The 14801-nt window shown below is 65.2% G+C and carries 15 protein-coding genes; 10 read left to right on the top strand and 5 right to left on the bottom strand.

Features of this window, described 5'->3' with window-relative positions; all coding sequences use genetic code 11:
• Window positions 1-441 precede the first annotated feature (441 nt).
• From J2X52_RS01915 to J2X52_RS01890, 6 genes are all read left to right on the top strand, one after another.
• Window positions 442-1080, top strand: a complete 639-nt coding sequence (locus J2X52_RS01915; RefSeq protein ID WP_310147854.1) for a hypothetical protein — start codon at window positions 442-444, stop codon at window positions 1078-1080.
• Window positions 1081-1267: 187 nt separating this feature from the next.
• Complete coding sequence (locus J2X52_RS01910) at window positions 1268-1642, top strand: hypothetical protein (RefSeq protein ID WP_310147851.1); 375 nt, start codon at window positions 1268-1270, stop codon at window positions 1640-1642.
• A gap of 235 nt (window positions 1643-1877) precedes the next feature.
• Window positions 1878-2711 (top strand): isocitrate lyase/phosphoenolpyruvate mutase family protein, encoded by an 834-nt coding sequence (locus J2X52_RS01905; RefSeq protein ID WP_310147849.1) that lies wholly within the window; start codon window positions 1878-1880, stop codon window positions 2709-2711.
• 133 nt (window positions 2712-2844) lie between these two features.
• Complete coding sequence (locus tag J2X52_RS01900) at window positions 2845-5427, top strand: TonB-dependent receptor (protein WP_310147846.1); 2583 nt, start codon at window positions 2845-2847, stop codon at window positions 5425-5427.
• 42 nt (window positions 5428-5469) lie between these two features.
• Window positions 5470-6147, top strand: coding sequence for a response regulator transcription factor (locus tag J2X52_RS01895; RefSeq protein ID WP_310148808.1), 678 nt, complete (start codon window positions 5470-5472; stop codon window positions 6145-6147).
• Between the two features lie 116 nt (window positions 6148-6263).
• Entirely contained in the window at window positions 6264-7379 is a 1116-nt protein-coding gene (locus J2X52_RS01890; protein ID WP_310147843.1) for a HAMP domain-containing sensor histidine kinase, read from the top strand.
• 561 nt (window positions 7380-7940) lie between these two features.
• Here the strand turns inward: J2X52_RS01890 and J2X52_RS01885 are convergent.
• Together J2X52_RS01885 and J2X52_RS01880 are read right to left on the bottom strand one after the other, a co-directional pair.
• Window positions 7941-8387 carry a hypothetical protein gene (locus J2X52_RS01885; protein ID WP_310147840.1) on the bottom strand — a complete coding sequence of 149 codons (447 nt, stop codon included), beginning with the start codon at window positions 8385-8387 and terminating at the stop codon, window positions 7941-7943.
• Entirely contained in the window at window positions 8384-8872 is a 489-nt protein-coding gene (locus tag J2X52_RS01880; RefSeq protein ID WP_310147837.1) for a MarR family winged helix-turn-helix transcriptional regulator, read from the bottom strand. The genes J2X52_RS01885 and J2X52_RS01880 overlap by 4 nt, the downstream gene beginning before the upstream one ends.
• An 81-nt stretch (window positions 8873-8953) precedes the next feature.
• Between J2X52_RS01880 and J2X52_RS01875 the strand changes: the two genes are divergently transcribed.
• The 3 genes from J2X52_RS01875 (at window position 8954) to J2X52_RS01865 (ending at window position 11023) form a co-directional block, all read left to right on the top strand.
• Window positions 8954-9322 carry an antibiotic biosynthesis monooxygenase family protein gene (locus J2X52_RS01875; protein WP_310147835.1) on the top strand — a complete coding sequence of 123 codons (369 nt, stop codon included), beginning with the start codon at window positions 8954-8956 and terminating at the stop codon, window positions 9320-9322.
• An 87-nt stretch (window positions 9323-9409) separates the two neighbouring features.
• Complete coding sequence (locus J2X52_RS01870) at window positions 9410-10042, top strand: hypothetical protein (RefSeq protein ID WP_310147832.1); 633 nt, start codon at window positions 9410-9412, stop codon at window positions 10040-10042.
• Between the two features lie 225 nt (window positions 10043-10267).
• A complete protein-coding gene (locus J2X52_RS01865) occupies window positions 10268-11023 on the top strand; it encodes a hypothetical protein (protein ID WP_310147830.1) in 756 nt (251 codons plus the stop codon).
• 493 nt (window positions 11024-11516) lie between these two features.
• Here J2X52_RS01865 and J2X52_RS01860 read toward each other — a convergent pair whose 3' ends face one another.
• The 3 genes from J2X52_RS01860 to J2X52_RS01850 all read right to left on the bottom strand — a co-directional run bounded on the left by J2X52_RS01860 (window position 11517) and on the right by J2X52_RS01850 (window position 13811).
• On the bottom strand, window positions 11517-12230 hold the full coding sequence (locus J2X52_RS01860; RefSeq protein WP_310147827.1) for a hypothetical protein: 714 nt from the start codon (window positions 12228-12230) through the stop codon (window positions 11517-11519).
• Between the two features lie 39 nt (window positions 12231-12269).
• Window positions 12270-12575, bottom strand: coding sequence for a hypothetical protein (locus J2X52_RS01855; RefSeq protein WP_310147824.1), 306 nt, complete (start codon window positions 12573-12575; stop codon window positions 12270-12272).
• 315 nt (window positions 12576-12890) lie between these two features.
• A complete protein-coding gene (locus J2X52_RS01850; protein WP_310147822.1) occupies window positions 12891-13811 on the bottom strand; it encodes an AraC family transcriptional regulator in 921 nt (306 codons plus the stop codon).
• A 96-nt stretch (window positions 13812-13907) separates the two neighbouring features.
• Between J2X52_RS01850 and J2X52_RS01845 the strand changes: the two genes are divergently transcribed.
• Window positions 13908-14645 (top strand): SDR family oxidoreductase, encoded by a 738-nt coding sequence (locus tag J2X52_RS01845; protein WP_310147818.1) that lies wholly within the window; start codon window positions 13908-13910, stop codon window positions 14643-14645.
• Window positions 14646-14801 lie beyond the last annotated feature (156 nt).

Genomic DNA, 14801 nt, shown 5'->3' with positions numbered 1-14801 from the left:
GCTCGGGCTGTACCGCATTACGTGCGGCGGCAACAAACGATATCGATAGCGCGAGCGTTCAAAGACCGAGCCAGGCGCTCGGGGCCACGCTTCGCCGGAGGCAGAACGGCAGGGTCATCCGAAGCACAGCCCGCGGGAAATTCCGACGGCGAGATGGCTCAATCGCGCCAGCGTCAGGCTTGACCATCTCGCATTGCGCGTAGCAGACTCAGTCCCAAGGAGCCTAGAAACTCCTCAGACAGCGGTCCCCACCTCCGTCAAACCGGTGGGTTTTTTGTGCCTGCATGCTTGCAGGCATGGACCGACGCAATGCCTGCGTCGGGAGGGCGGCTAATACAACACCCTTCGGGGGAATACGCCCGCCGTCTGTCTGCGGTTTCTAGCCTCCCGACTTCCCGTCCACATCCGTGGACGGGCACTTCAGGGAATGAGGAGACGACGATGTCGAAGTCCGATACGAAAACGCGTGGCGCGCTGGGTTACCTGCTGCCCGAGGACAGCCATTTCCGGCTGCGCAAACTGCACCAGCACATTGTGTTCCTGTCACGCCTGGCGGAGCCACGCGTGGACGAGGAAGAAGACGGCCCCGAGATCGACCACCCCGCGTTGGCCGGGTGTCTGGAACTGCTGGCCGAACAGGTGCAGCAGGTGCTGGACACGTTGTCCTGGCCGGCGCGGCTGGAGGCCAAGGGCAAGCCTGTCGCTGCGGTGCACGAAGACGAGGATGCGGACGACGCGGACGAGGAAACGGAGTGCGAGGGGGGCGAGTCCGCCGGCCCGGCTGCGAAGGCCGACCAGGATTTCGCCTTCGGCATGACGCTGGATCAGTTGGACGAGTCCGACCGGCTGCTCGATCTGCTGCGCGCGCAGGGCGATCTGCTGATGGCGGCCGGGGGCACGGATGTCGCGGACGGCACGATCACCGTGATCGGTGCGGCGATCTTCGAAGGCGCGGACGAGATGAAGGACCTGATCCGGCAGGTCAATGCGCAGGTGCTCGACGAGCCCACCGCGGGCGGCCGGGTGCGGGAGATGCCGGCCGTGTACGGCACCGCGGGTAGCGCGACGCACGTGCATTGACCGATGGATGGTGGCAGCGCGGCTCAGGCCGCGCTGCCCACTTCCAGACGCGTGCAGTGGCAACAGGGGTAAGCGCAGTCACGGTGCCAGGTTCACTTACTGCAGGAAGGGTGCGGGGCCTGGAACTATCGGGGTCAGGTTCACTTACGGCGTGGCCTTCAAGGAGCCCGCCTGACATGGAGGTCGAATGCGTCATTTGTTCTTACTGATCGGGCTTCTCGCTCCCACGCTGGTATGCGCGCAGTCCGGCCGCTATGGCGATGTCAGCTACAGCCAGCCGCAGGACTGCAGCGTCATCACTCGCGACCAGCGCGCCAATCCTTACGCGCATCTGTTCCGCAACATGTGCGAGCAGAGCGACGCGCGGACGAAGCAGAGCGTGGCGCGGATCATGGGCAGGCCGCAGCCGTCGACCCGCGTGTTGAGCGTGCCGGCGCATGGTACGGATGACGCGAAGCGCTACGGTGTTGCGTGCATGGGCGGTCTGGTGATGCTGCGCCTGCCGAACGGCTGGCAGCAGGCGCTCGATGCGGAGCATCGCTACTACACCTGTAGAAGTTGATAGGGCGAACCAGGCTAACGATGCCAGCTTCTAAGGTTTTGCCGGGCTAACGGTTCCGAGCGCACGGTTCCAGGTGCACTGTGCCGGAGGCTGACGGTTCCAGTTTACACAGCGCCCATCGTGCAACGCGGCGTCGCCGGATCTGCTCTCGCTGAAGTGAATCTGGCGCCTTGAGTACGTTTTGTATGAATGTCGGTCATTTATAGTTCGTTCGACAGTATTTTAAGGAGGTTTCATGGCGCCCAGTGTTTCCCAAAAACGTGCCACCTTTCGTGCGCTTCATCAATCAGGCTGCTTCGTGATTCCGAATCCATGGGATGCCGGCAGCGCCAGCTTGCTGGCCGGGCTTGGATTCAAGGCGCTGGCAACCACCAGTTCGGGCTATGCCTGGTCTTGCGCGCGCGCCGACGGACAGCTTTCGCGTGCCGAAACCCTGACGCACATGCGCTACATGGTCGAGGCTACCGACTTGCCTATCAACGCAGATTTCGAGAGCGGATTCGCCGACACGCCAGAAGGTGTGGCGGAGAGCGTGGGAATGGCGGTCGAAACTGGCGTGGCGGGCATCTCTATCGAGGATTCGACAGGTGACTCGCGTACTCCGTTACGGGGGGTGGCAGAATCGGTTGAGAGGATGCGTGCGGCACGCGCCGCTATCGATGCTGCGGGCGGCGACGTCTTGCTGATCGGACGTGCAGAGAACTTCTTCGTCGGGCGCCCCGACATTGACGATGCCATCCTGCGGCTTAAGGCTTACGCGGATGCCGGAGCAGATTGCGTGTACGCGCCGGGCATCAGGACGCGAGAACATATCAGCGCGGTGGTGGCTGCGGTTGCACCAACGCCTGTGAATGTACTTATCGGATGGGAAAGCGATCTCACCTTGCAAGACCTTGCCAACCTCGGCGTTAGGCGTGTCAGCGTCGGCGGCACGTTGGCGCGTGCAGCCTGGAGCGGCTTCCTGAGCGCGGCCCGTTTGCTTGCGGAGCAAGGGCGATTCGACGGATTCTCTGGCCTACCTTCTAGCGCCGAGCTCAACACACTACTCAGCGGGCAAGCGAAGCCGTAGCGCGCGAGGTTCCCGCACGGCGACTACGGCGATAGTCGATTCATCTTGGCGGGGTCTCGAACGATGCCAGAACCCTGCAGGACCCTTTCCCGCTCGCGCGGCATTCGTTGACACGTCATGGCGTCACGCTCACTTGCCGCAGGACGGGTGCCGGCCCGGGCATGTCGGGTCGGCAGGTAACCGCAGGGTCGCGCTGACTGGCGCTGCCCAGGGAGCAGTCGCCGAACGCCACCAGCCAAGGCGCTGGGCTGGCGACCTTTCGGCGACATTTTCGCCTCTAGGCTCGTATCGCGTTCAAGGCGGAACGTCCCTTTCCTGGAGGCAGAGCGATATGAGTAGGCATGCGCGACGGGCACTGTGCCTGGCTGTTTCGATGCACCTGATCGGCCTTCCACTGGCCGCGTATGCAGCGGAGGCGCCCGGCGCCCTGACCATCATCGTCAGGGATCAACTCACCGACCGGCCACTTGCAAACGCGCAGGTGACGCTCACCGAGCGTGACACCGAGCGCGCGCGATCCCTGGAGACCGATGCACAAGGTCGCATCCTCGTCGAAGCGCTGGACCCGGGGCTTTACACGGTCAACATCACCCGGGATGGGTTCGCGCCGGTCTACGAGCCCAGCGTCCGCGTAATCACGCGCAAGACCTCCAGGCTCGAATTCCAGCTGGGCGTACCGCTGATGCAACGCGTGGTGGTCCAGGGGCGCCGGATCGATGGACTCGCCTCGCCGTCGAGCACCTATCTCGATCGGGAAGCCTTGCAAAGTGCCGTGGGTGGCGGCGCGGATCCGCTGCTCTCGCTCGACGGCCTGCCCGGCCTGGCATCGGCGAGCGAGTTCGCGAGTTTCAGCGTACGCGGCCGCGGACCGCGGGATAACCTGATCTTCGTCGACGAGTTCCCGTTCGACAAAGCGGTGCACTTCGACGCGACGCTGGGGGAAGACGAGGATGTCGGCGGTGGCGGCCGGTTCTCGATCTTCGCGCCCAACGTCATCAGCGGCGCCGAGTTCTCACCTGGCGGCTGGGGGCCGGCATATGGCGGCCGGGCGGCCTCGCTGCTCAAGCTCGACGTGGCCGATGGCAGCCCGAGTCCGTCGGCCAGCCTGCGCCTGGACCTCGCCGGCACCGAAGTGGGCTACGACGGGCCACTCGGCATCACCGAAGATGCCACCGTGCTGGTGTCCGCCCGGAAGCTGGATTTTGGATCCTTCTTCGAAGACATCGAAGAGCTGGACATCGGCAATCCCGTGCTGCGTGACGTCATCGTCAAGGCTGCGGTGCCGATCACGCCGTCCCACGCGATGGAAGTGCTGCTGATCGATACGCGCGAGACCTACACGCGCGACGTGACGCACGTCTTCGAGTCGCCGAACTTCGAAGATGCATCGCTCCTGGATTTCAAACAGGACAGCGACCTGTACGGGCTGACCCTGCGGTCACTGATCGGCGAGAACGCGGTCTGGACCAACAAGGTGTATCACCGGGCCAGCAACAAGGTCAGTTCGGAGGGCGAGGCCTATCCCGATCTCGTGCCGCCCGGCTCGCCCGCGTCCAGCTTCCCGGTGCGGGACGACATCATCACCGTGACCGAAGACGAGACCGAAGTGGGCTGGCGTAGCGACTTCGCGGCGGTCAATCGATGGGGCACGTTCAATGCGGGTGTCCAGCTGACGCAGCTCGACCTCGACTACGGCACGGTGCTGGATGGCGACTGGATCCGGTATGTCTACGACACCGGTGACTTCCGACCCGACCCCCAGCAGCGCTACATCGTGCTGACGCCGGAGAACATCGATGCGTCCTTGCGCTTGAAAGCAACGAGCTACGCGGGCTACGTGGACCAGGGCTTCCAGCGTGGCGCATGGGATGTGCGCAGGGGGGTACGCCTGGAGCGGGACGGCCTGACGGACGAAAGCCTCGTATCGCCCCGGTTCCGGGTGAACTGGCGGCCGAACCGGAGCTTTCGCTACTTCGCGACCGCCGGGCTCTTCCACCAGTCACCGCGGTTTCTGGACCTGGCGGCCAACGCAGCGAACCGGCTTGAGAACGAGAAGGTCACGCACGCGAGTCTCGGCTTCGAATACTTCCCGAACGAACGCTGGTCGGTGCTGACGGAGGCCTATTACCAGGATCTCGCCAATCTGGTGGTCGATCTGGACCGGGCGCGCGGGACGTTCGCCAACATCGGTGACGGCACGTCCTACGGCGTCGACGTGGTGGCCAAGGGCAGGATCCGCGACGGGCTCTACGCGACCGCGACCTACTCCTACAACGATGCGGAAGTAGACCGGAAGGACGGGCGTGGCGCCGTGGCCGACGAGTTCAGCCGCGCGCATGTGGCCACGCTGGGGATGACCTGGGAAATCACCAGCCGCTGGAAGGTGGCTGCCCGCTACAAGTACCTCTCCGGCAGGCCGGCGGATGCCTACATCATCCACGAGGACGTGCTAGGGCCCGGCCAACCGCTGCGTTATTCGCGGGAGACGATCGCACGCGGCGTCGGCCGCAATTCCGGCTACGGCGTGCTCAACGCCCGTGTCGACTATCGGCGCGCCTTCGGCCCCATCGATGTCACGGCCTTTCTCGATGTCATCAATGTCACGTCGGCATCGTCGACCGACGACACCGAGTTCGATTACCGCAGGGGCGTCAACGTGAAGGACGACAGCGAAGCTGAGCCGCTGATCGGGCTTCGACTAGACTACGCCTGGTAAACGGGGAGGCGGCAGATGGCACTCGTTCTGGAGGCGGCGCCGATCCGGGCGTTGATCGTCGAGGACAACCGTGACATCTGCGCCAACATCGCCGCCTACCTCGAGAAGCTCGGTTATCTCCTGGATTTCGCCCATGACGGCGTCACCGCGATGAACCTGGCGCTGGCGCATCCGTTCGATGTCATCGTGCTGGACCTGATGATGCCGAGGATGGACGGCCTCGTGCTCTGCCGGAAGCTGCGGACCGAGGCCGGCATCGAAACGCCCGTTCTCATGCTGACAGCGCGCGATACGCTCGACGACAGGCTCAAGGGGTTCGATGCCGGCGCCGACGACTACCTGGTCAAGCCGTTCGCCCTGCAGGAACTGCATGCGCGCATCCGCGCCCTGTACCGACGCAGCCATCGCAGCGCCGCCAACCTGCTGACCGTTGGCGAACTGACCTTGAACCGGTCCACGCTGCAGGTGCACCGGGCGGGGCGACGTGTCGACATCAATCCGGCCGGCATGAAGCTGCTCAGGCGATTGATGGAAGCGTCGCCGTCGGTCGTGAACCGCGACGAGCTGGAAATGCTGCTGTGGGCCGACGAGCGGCCGGATGGCGATGCGCTCCGCTCGCACATGTACAAGCTGCGGCAGGCCATCGACCGGCCGTTCGATCGACCGCTGATCCACACAGTGCATCGCATCGGATACCGGATCGCGGAGGACGACCAGTAGTGTCGCGGCGCAGCCTGCGCAAGCGTGTCGAGTATGCGTTCGCGCTGTGTGTGGTCGGGCTGAGCGTGTCCTGGGGGCTCGCGTTCTACGCGGCCATCCGCTTCAGCGAGGATCGCGTGCTCACCACCCAGCTGCAGCACGCCGCCGAGACCTACCCCGATCTCACGACGAACCTGCGCGGCTACGCGGATGCCGGCAGCGTGCCCGAACCCATCAGGGCATGGGCACAGGCGGGGCCCGACGAGGGTCTGTACGAATTCGTCGCCGAAGAACTGCATGTGGCGGTCATCCCTGCCGACACTGCGCAGGGGCGTGCATTCGTGGTGTTCGATGTCGCCGGGATCGAGGCCGCGTCCGCGGAAGACTGGTGGTTGCTGCTCGTCATCACCACGGTCGTGGGTGTACTCGGGGCCCTGGGTTTCGGGCTGGGCGTGCTGGTGATGCGCCGGGCGGTCGCCCCGGTGGTGCAGCTGGCCGATGTGGTCGCGGGGATCGACCTGGAACACCTTTCAGCCGCGGACCACACGCTCATCGAGTCCGGGCGGTTCGGCCGCGACGAGGTGGGTGTGCTCGCCGGCGCCATCGAGAAAACGCTGCAGCGTATCAGTGCATTCGTCGTGCGCGAGCGGGACTTCACGGGATCCGCCAGCCACGAGCTGCGGACGCCGATCACCGTGATCACGGGCGCACTCGAACTGTTGGAACAGAGTGACCTCTCGGGCGAAGACGCGAAGTCGGTGGACCGCATCCGGCGCGCGACGCTCGAGATGAAGTCCACGATCGAGATGTTCCTGTGCATCGCCCGCGAAGCCGACGACGGGCTCTACGACGAACACTTCCCGGTGGCGCCCCTGGTGACCCGGGCGATCGAGCAGCAGCGTTACCTGCTGGACGGCAAATGCGTCGTCGTCGATGTCGAAACTCTGGCCGCCCCCGTCGTCCGGGGGCATCCACAGGCGTTTCTCATCGCGGTCACCAATCTGGTTCGAAATGCCTTCGAACAGACGCCCGGCGGGCAGGGACCGATCACGGTGCGCCTCACGACGCGTGAGCTGCTGGTCACCAACCGCTCGGGCGGTGACGACGCATGCCGGCCCACGCCGGCCGGAGCCTCGTCTGCCAATGGACACGGCCTGGGGCTCGGCATCGTTCAGCGGCTGTGTGAGCGCAATGGCTGGGCGTTTTCGCTGCAGACGGACGAGGCGCGAGTGACTGCCTGTCTGTCCTGGTGAGGGCGGCGGACTGCTCCGTCATAGAAAAACTGACGACTCGCGAAGATACGGTGCCGGGTTTACGTCTGGTCGGGGTCTCCTTGGTCGGAGGTCTTTTCGCCGGTCATCGCTGCGTTCCGCATCCGGATCAACGGCTCAATAGCATGCTGATCAGCGAGCCATTCTTCACGCCGCCGTGGAACTGGGCATCGGCGCATCCCAGGCGATCATGGCGATGCGGGAGCTGGACTTTGGTTAGCGATGACGGGCATCGATCGCTCGAAATCTCTGGTGCTATCGGTCGCATTTAACTATAGCCGTGGCGCTGACGCTCGATCTGAGCTATGCCCACTACCCTAAACCCGGACATGGCGCGGGCCTGTTGCTCGGTATTTGATCGCCTTGCTGCCCCGAAAGACCGCGTGAGACCGACACCACCAAGCGCCGGCTCCCGCATGAAGGTCCGCTTCCCGCCGAAAGTCCACACAGATTGCAAGTGGATGATGGCTGTCTGCCCTCGGCCAGAAGCGGACATGCCGCTATCCGCCGCAGCGTGGTGCGCTTCCCCGTCAAGTCCCCGATCTATCGAGCGCGCTTGGATAGACGCCCGGTGAGGCGAAAGCCATCCCTCATGTTCAGTCCTAGAAGGGTGAGGTTCGCCGCGCCGGCGATCAGCTCCAGAGCTTGGATGGAGTAAAAAAGTGCGTCCGTGCGCCCCGCTTCCACGAGACGTGCCAAAACGATCGCGCACGGAAGAAGCACAAGCAGCCCATTGGCCGCAGCAATTCGGGTTCTACGTTTCTTCGAGTCGACCAAGCGCCCGGGACGCCCGCTAGCGAGGGAAAATCCGCTGGCAGCAGTGATGATCATGCAGGGAATCAGAATCCACATGCCGCGGAGGATGGTGACCTTCACGACCACTATTTCCTGATAACTGGTGAATAGCTCCGCCATCACTGTCGACAACCAGAAAGTCGCGATGCAAAGCAGCGCCACGGCACCGAATGCTGCATGAAAGGCCGATTTCATCGGGTGGCCTCCGTACTAGGTGGTTCGATGAGCTCCAGCATCCGTGTCAGGGTTTCGATGGCTGCCTTCGCATCCCGGGCGTTGAAGTGGGCGGCCATCTGGTCCGCACATTGCGTCCACAGGCCATCGGCTTGGCAGTAGAGGCGCTGGCCTCGAGCCGTCAGGCGATAGAGCGGTGACCGCTTGTGCGCTGGGTTCGACACGGCTTCCACCAGGCATAGGTCTGCCAGCACGTTTAACTGCTTCTGCGCACCCTGTCGGGAAACCCCCATGGCGTCGCCCACCTGAGGCGCCGAGAGCGGTTGGCCAGCCAAGGCGATCGCGCCGAGCATCTGCCAACGCGCGCTCGTCAAACCCAGTGGCCCCACGAGCCGATCGCCCCATTGAATAAGAGCGCCATTGGCGCGGAAGACGGCGAGCGCGAGTTGCGTAACGGCAGCGGCATCACAGCGGGCAGTCGACGGTATGCGTTCTGACTTCTTCATGGAAACCAGTTTCCACTTGTGTAAACTGGTTGTCAACCAGGTAGCTATGCTCGCCTGCCCCACCCCAACCCAGGACTCGCCATGACTATCCTCAAGCCGCTAGACCCGTCGTTTCCAATTGATCGGCAGCTCGGCCTCGACGCTTCACCAGTCGTCCTCGTCAACCTGTTCTTTGTGGATGGCCCGGACGAGCAGGCGCTCATCGACACCTGGGCGGAGGATGCCGCCTTCATGAAGCGGCAGCCGGGGTTCATCTCAACCCAACTTCACCGCGCAATCGGCGACAACCCCACCTACTTCAACTACGCCGTTTGGGAATCCACAGACGCCTTCCGGGCTGCGTTCTCGCACCCCGAGTTCCGCGCCAAGCTTTCCTCCTATCCGGCATCTACTGTCGCTAGCCCACACCTGTTTCAGAAGGTGGGGGTATCGGGAATCTGCACCGCATGACAGTGGGCGGGGGCACCCGAGCGAATAAGCATCTCGCCCTTGATCGCGTACACATCGGGTAGGTGACAGCCCTCAGAGATAAGCCCGATGACGCTATTGCAGTCGCGGGGTATCTTCCGAGGCGAGCAACTGCCCGGTGCGACAGCTGGACCCGGAGACACCGGCCATGACGGCCACCCGAAGATCAAGGAGCGATCGATGAACTGTTTGAAACACCCGCTTCGCAGCGCGATGTGCGTCCTGGCGATGGCGGCGCTTGTCGCCTGCGGCGGCGGCCCGTCGAAAGAGGCGGAGGCGCAGTACCTGACGCTGGAGATCAATGGGACGCCGATGGCGTTCAACGTCGACGTGAGCGCGAACGATCCGCCGTCCGAGCCGACTGTGCACTTCGTGACGGTCGGCGGCAGCCAGACGCCTGACTGGAGCGGGTCGAGCTTTTCCTTCCAGCTTGTCTCGCCCGGTGTCGAGCTGGGCACCTATGACGGCGATCGCGATGAGCTGCACGGCACGTATTACGCCAGCAACGGGCGCGGGCAGACGACCACCTACATGGCGGCCGGCGCCCCAGGCACGCGCTTCGTGATGACGCTGACCCGGCTGGATGCGGACGGCGTGGCGGGGACATTCGCCGGGGTGCTCAAGGAGCACGGCGCCGCTGATGATGCGCCGCGCCTGCATGTGACCAACGGTCGGTTCTCGGCCCGCTACAACGGTCGCTGACCTGGATGGGCGCTTCAGCCTGCAGGCTGCCCATGCACCTGCATGCAGCGGTGCCGGGCGCATCCGGGTCGTGACCTCGGCCGCGGGATGATGGTGCCGGATTCACTGATGGCACCGTCTTGAAGGCGCCCGCGGAACAAATGTGACAGGGACAGATTCGCCTATCCAAGTCCGGCGACAATTTCGGATCATGGCGACCCGCATCGCCACGCAATGAAACGACACATGCAGATCCCCGCCGCCTCATTCCTGCTCCTCATCGCATGCTGCGCGGTGGTGGGTCCTGCGCACGCTTTCGAGCTGCCGGCGGTGGTCTATCCCCGCATCGCCGAACGCGCCGCGACACCCGAGGCGTTCGTACCTGCCGGCTGGCGGCTGGAGCACCGCGCGCGTGGTCGCTTGAACGACGACGATCGCGAGGATGCGCTGCTGGTGCTGCGCATGGACGCAGCCGCCAATGTGGTGGACAACGCTGGCCTCGGTCCGGATCGCTTCGACACCAATCCGCGGATGCTGGTGGCGGTGGTTGCCGAGGCGGATGGCAGCTGGCGTCGGGTGATGGTGGATCAGGCGTTGGTGCCGCGGCCGGCGGCGCCGGTGATGGATGACTTTCTGGGCGGCGACGCGGTCAGCGCGATTTCCATCCGGCCGAACCGCACCTGGTCCGTCGGCCTGCACAGCTGGGCGAGCGCCGGCACCTGGAGCACGCGCGAGGTCGCGTACACGTTCCGGCTGGAAGGCGACTGCATGCGGCTCATCGGTTACGACGACATGCACCTGCATCGCGCGTCAGGCGAGATCACCACGACCAGCGTGAACTACCTCAACGGCCGCGCGTGGGTGCAACCGGGTTCCATCGAGGACGACACGCCAGGTCCGAAACAGTGGACCCGGCTGGCATCGAAGGCGCGTGTCTGCATCGGCGATATCGGCGACGGTTTGTCGTTCAACCCGCAGCTTATGGAGATGCGCACGCCGTAGCCGTTGTGACCATTCCCGATTCAGTGGCATCTCCAGCGCGCGCCTCACCGCCGCATGCATCGCTCCCCTCGCTGCCGCACGCGTTGGGCGAACCAGGCGATCGTCAGCGTGGGGGAGATCCGCGGGCTGACGCGGCGTACGGTGGTCGCACCAGTTCGCCCACGGCGGAGCGGCGCCCTCCTCCAGCCACGACTACGCGGCTGCACCCGGGGCCGCGAGCGCATCGCGCAACCCTGCAAGGTTCTCGTTTGTACCGAGGCCATGGAGCAGCGGCATCGCCAGAGACGCGTGCGGCCCCCGCTATACCCCGGGGACATGCGCCGCGCCGCCATCCGATCGGCCTGGGGTCGAAGGGGGGTCGCCGCGATTCTGGTGATCGCCGGTATTGAGGTTGCACGGCCCGGCAAACGAACGGCTAATGCCGGTCTTGCGTAGGGTGAAGATGGACAGACAGAGCAGACCATCTTCAGGAACTGGCGGCTCCGTCACGCCGTCAGGCGCGCCCGACGCCCTCTGCCTGCGCGTCCCGCACCGATGCCTGCTGCGCCTCCTGCGCCGCGAACTGCGCGCGATGTGCTTCCACCTGCGCGTTCCACGCAGACTGCCGCTGCGGAACGTTGATCAGGCGGGCCAATTGCGCCTCCACACTGTCATCCATTGGCTGCGCAGGCTGCGGCGCGACGGCACCGAGCGAGCTGGAGCCTGCCCTCGCATCAGCGGGCAGGGGCGCATCCGGGGCCGTGCGTTGGGTGCGTTCCAGCGCGCGGATGCTCTCGATCAACTGTCGCGGCGTCTCCAGTCCCAGGGTGTCGTCGGCATTGACACGCTGCCCGGTGACCGACCGGACGGTCTCGCTGGCCCACGACGCGCAGGTGTTCGTGTAGCGCCACGAGACGTTTTCGCTGAGTGCGGTTTCGAGCTTCCTCGCCTGCTCGGGATTCAACTCGAAATAGCGACTCGCGGATGACGGGAAGCCCGTTTCCATGCCCCGACGGATGTCGGTGCCCCCGCCGTTGTCCACCACGTCCGGATGGTCATCGGGCCAGAGTCCGTAGGTTTCCGTTCGCCCGTTGCGGGTCACGCTGATCCAGGCGTGTCCGTCGACAAACTGGTTGAACGAGCCTTCGGTGTTCGGGTCCACATGGCTGTGAATGCCGAGGACGACCTTGTCGCCAGTCGGCTTCCCGGGAGCTGTGGTCTCGTTCATTGCGCTGCCTCCTGGCGGTGCAAAGGGATGGACGGCGCCCTAGGGGAAAATCTGCTGCTCGCCATCTGCGTGCAACAAGACGATGCGGTCGCCGCCGAACGGCACGCGCACCTGCTTGGTCCGTCCTTCTCCCAGCCCGGCGTCGCTCTTGATCATCGTGCTGCACTCGCCTCGAATCGGGCAACGGTCGATGACGACCCGCATCTCGCCGTTACGCATCTCGTAGCTCACGCCCGCTATATAGAACATGCTCTCCGGGGGCGCGACGAACCGGATGACGACGGCATCGCCCGATCGCTCGACAACGACCGGTTGCACGCTCGCCTGTGAGTAGCTTCCTTTCATGGATCCTCCTGCGCATGCGATCGTGGACATTGCCAGCAATAGCGCCAGGATGCATATGGAGCGCCGAGACGTCCTGCGCGCAATGCTCGTATGGTGACTGTGCGCTTTGGCGGTCATGCATCCTCCCGGCTGACAGCCGCGATGCGGTCGTCGCGACGATACTTCCCGGCCGCGGACCAGACAACCCTACCCCGGTTGCGCGCACCCGGCAGGGCCGAATCGGCGACGCTCATGTGCTGTGCCGGCAGCGGTACCTGTGCCAGCTTCACTTCATCCGGAGTGCCGGCGAGGCGCGCTGAAACCTCAGAGTCCGGTTCACTTACGGCTGCGTTCCAGCTCCGCGGCCTGCATCCGCGGATGTCGGCGCGGTGACGCACCCACGTGCCGCCGGAACGCCGCCCCGAACGCACTTGCCGCTCCATAGCCGACGCGCTCGGCGATCGCCGCCACCGACAGATCGCCCTGGCGCAGCAGGTGCTTCGCGACCTCCATGCGCCACGCCAGCAGATAGGCCATTGGCGCGACGCCCACGGTTCGGGTGAAGCGCTCGAAGAACACCGAGCGTGACAGTGCGGCGGCATCGGCCAGGGCGGCGACGGTCCACGGCCGCTCGATCTGCGTGTGCATCACGGTGAGTGCCCGTGCGAGGCGTTCGTCGCCGAGGCCTTTGAGCAGGCCGGGCGGAGCGTTGTGGGTAGTGCTGCGCATGGCTTCGATCAACAGCAGTTCCACCAGGCGTGCCAACGCGGATTCGCGCCCCGGCCGCAGTACGCGGGTTTCTTCCGCCACCATCGCGACCAGTTGCGAGAGCCGTGACGAGCCGCGCACATGCACAACCGCAGGCAATAGCGAGACCAGCAGCGCGGGATCGTCGCGGTCGAACAGAAAGGCGCCGCCCAGCGCGCGCATGTCGGCTGCGCCGTCGGCGTCGCCGTAGCGGATCTCGCTGCCGTCGCTGGGCAGGGCGTCGGGATCACGCAGCACGGGGGGCACTGTCTCGTCGCTGCACAGGGTAAAGGCCGGCGTGGCCGGCAGCAGGACGAAATCGCCAGCGGCGATGTCGAACGGGGCTTGGCCGTCGACGGCCAGCCGGCAGCCTCCGTCGAGCACGATGCAGTAGCTCGGCCGGCCGTAGCGCGGATAGCGCACCGCCCAGGCGCCGCGCCCGCTGATGACGTTGGCGAACGCCGCGCGCGGGTGCAGCAGGTGGATGACCTCCGACAGCGGATCGCGCATCCGGACGACCACGACAGAAAAGCGGACGTTCGAGTATCGATCATCCGGCCCGCGGGTTCCACGATGGCCCCTCATCCACGCAACGAGGGTTTCACCATGAAGACCGCACTGATCACCGGCTGCTCCTCGGGCTACGGCCTGGCCACGGCCCGTCATTTCCAGGCGGAGGGCTGGCAGGTCATCGCGACGATGCGCCAGCCGCGCGCCGATCTGTTCGACGGCGCCAGCGGCATCCGCGTGTTGCCACTCGACGTGACCGATGCCGCCAGCATCGCCGCAGCGTTCGAAGCGGCCGGGCCGATCGACCTGCTGGTCAACAACGCGGGCCTGGGCCTGTTCGGCGCGTTCGAGGCGACGCCGATGGCGACGGTGCGGGAGGTGTTCGAGACCAACACCTTCGGCACGATGGCGATGTGCCAGGCGGCGATTCCGCACTTCCGCGCCCGCGGCGCCGGCACGATCGTCAACGTCACCTCCAGCGCCACGCTGGCGCCGTTCCCGCTGGTGGCGGCGTACACGGCCAGCAAGGCAGCGATCGCCGGCTTCACCTCGTCGCTGGCGCTGGAACTGGCGCAGGTGGGTGTGCGGGTGAAGCTGGTGGCGCCCGGCTATTGCCCGGACACGCGCTTCGCCGACAACGGCGCCGCGCGCATGGCGGGCTTGGTGACCGAGCCCTATGCGGCCTTTGCGCAGCACGTGTTCGCTGGCTTCGCGCAGCTCACCGCTGTCACCCAGCCGGAGGACGTCGCCGACGCGGTGTGGCAGGCGGCGCACGATGCATCGGCGCGGTTGCAGTTCGCGGCCGGTGCGGATGCGGTGGCGCTGGCGGCGTGATCGGGCACGGCGGTGCCAGGTTCGGTTACGTCGACGAAAACGGGACTCAGCCGTTATCTGACCGCGCGCGTGTTTCTTGGCTTCTGCCACATGATCTCAGACTGAAACGGGACAACAAGCGGCTAAGGTTTCGAGACCATCAGCTTGACCGCTCGC

This window comes from Luteimonas sp. 3794, assembly GCF_031456825.1.
Classification (GTDB): Bacteria; Pseudomonadota; Gammaproteobacteria; order Xanthomonadales; family Xanthomonadaceae; genus Luteimonas.
This window is presented reverse-complemented; position numbering and strand designations above follow the sequence as displayed.

Excerpts from the sequence above, each read along its gene's own strand:
- J2X52_RS01915 (WP_310147854.1), top strand. The coding sequence starts at position 442 with ATGTCGAAGTCCGATACGAAAACGCGTGGCGCGCTGGGTTACCTGCTG.
- J2X52_RS01910 (WP_310147851.1), top strand. The coding sequence starts at position 1,268 with ATGCGTCATTTGTTCTTACTGATCGGGCTTCTCGCTCCCACGCTGGTA.
- J2X52_RS01905 (WP_310147849.1), top strand. The coding sequence starts at position 1,878 with ATGGCGCCCAGTGTTTCCCAAAAACGTGCCACCTTTCGTGCGCTTCAT.
- J2X52_RS01885 (WP_310147840.1), bottom strand. The coding sequence starts at position 8,387 with ATGAAATCGGCCTTTCATGCAGCATTCGGTGCCGTGGCGCTGCTTTGC.
- J2X52_RS01880 (WP_310147837.1), bottom strand. The coding sequence starts at position 8,872 with ATGAAGAAGTCAGAACGCATACCGTCGACTGCCCGCTGTGATGCCGCT.
- J2X52_RS01875 (WP_310147835.1), top strand. The coding sequence starts at position 8,954 with ATGACTATCCTCAAGCCGCTAGACCCGTCGTTTCCAATTGATCGGCAG.
- J2X52_RS01870 (WP_310147832.1), top strand. The coding sequence starts at position 9,410 with ATGACGCTATTGCAGTCGCGGGGTATCTTCCGAGGCGAGCAACTGCCC.
- J2X52_RS01865 (WP_310147830.1), top strand. The coding sequence starts at position 10,268 with ATGCAGATCCCCGCCGCCTCATTCCTGCTCCTCATCGCATGCTGCGCG.
- J2X52_RS01860 (WP_310147827.1), bottom strand. The coding sequence starts at position 12,230 with ATGAACGAGACCACAGCTCCCGGGAAGCCGACTGGCGACAAGGTCGTC.
- J2X52_RS01855 (WP_310147824.1), bottom strand. The coding sequence starts at position 12,575 with ATGAAAGGAAGCTACTCACAGGCGAGCGTGCAACCGGTCGTTGTCGAG.
- J2X52_RS01850 (WP_310147822.1), bottom strand. The coding sequence starts at position 13,811 with ATGCGCGATCCGCTGTCGGAGGTCATCCACCTGCTGCACCCGCGCGCG.
- J2X52_RS01845 (WP_310147818.1), top strand. The coding sequence starts at position 13,908 with ATGAAGACCGCACTGATCACCGGCTGCTCCTCGGGCTACGGCCTGGCC.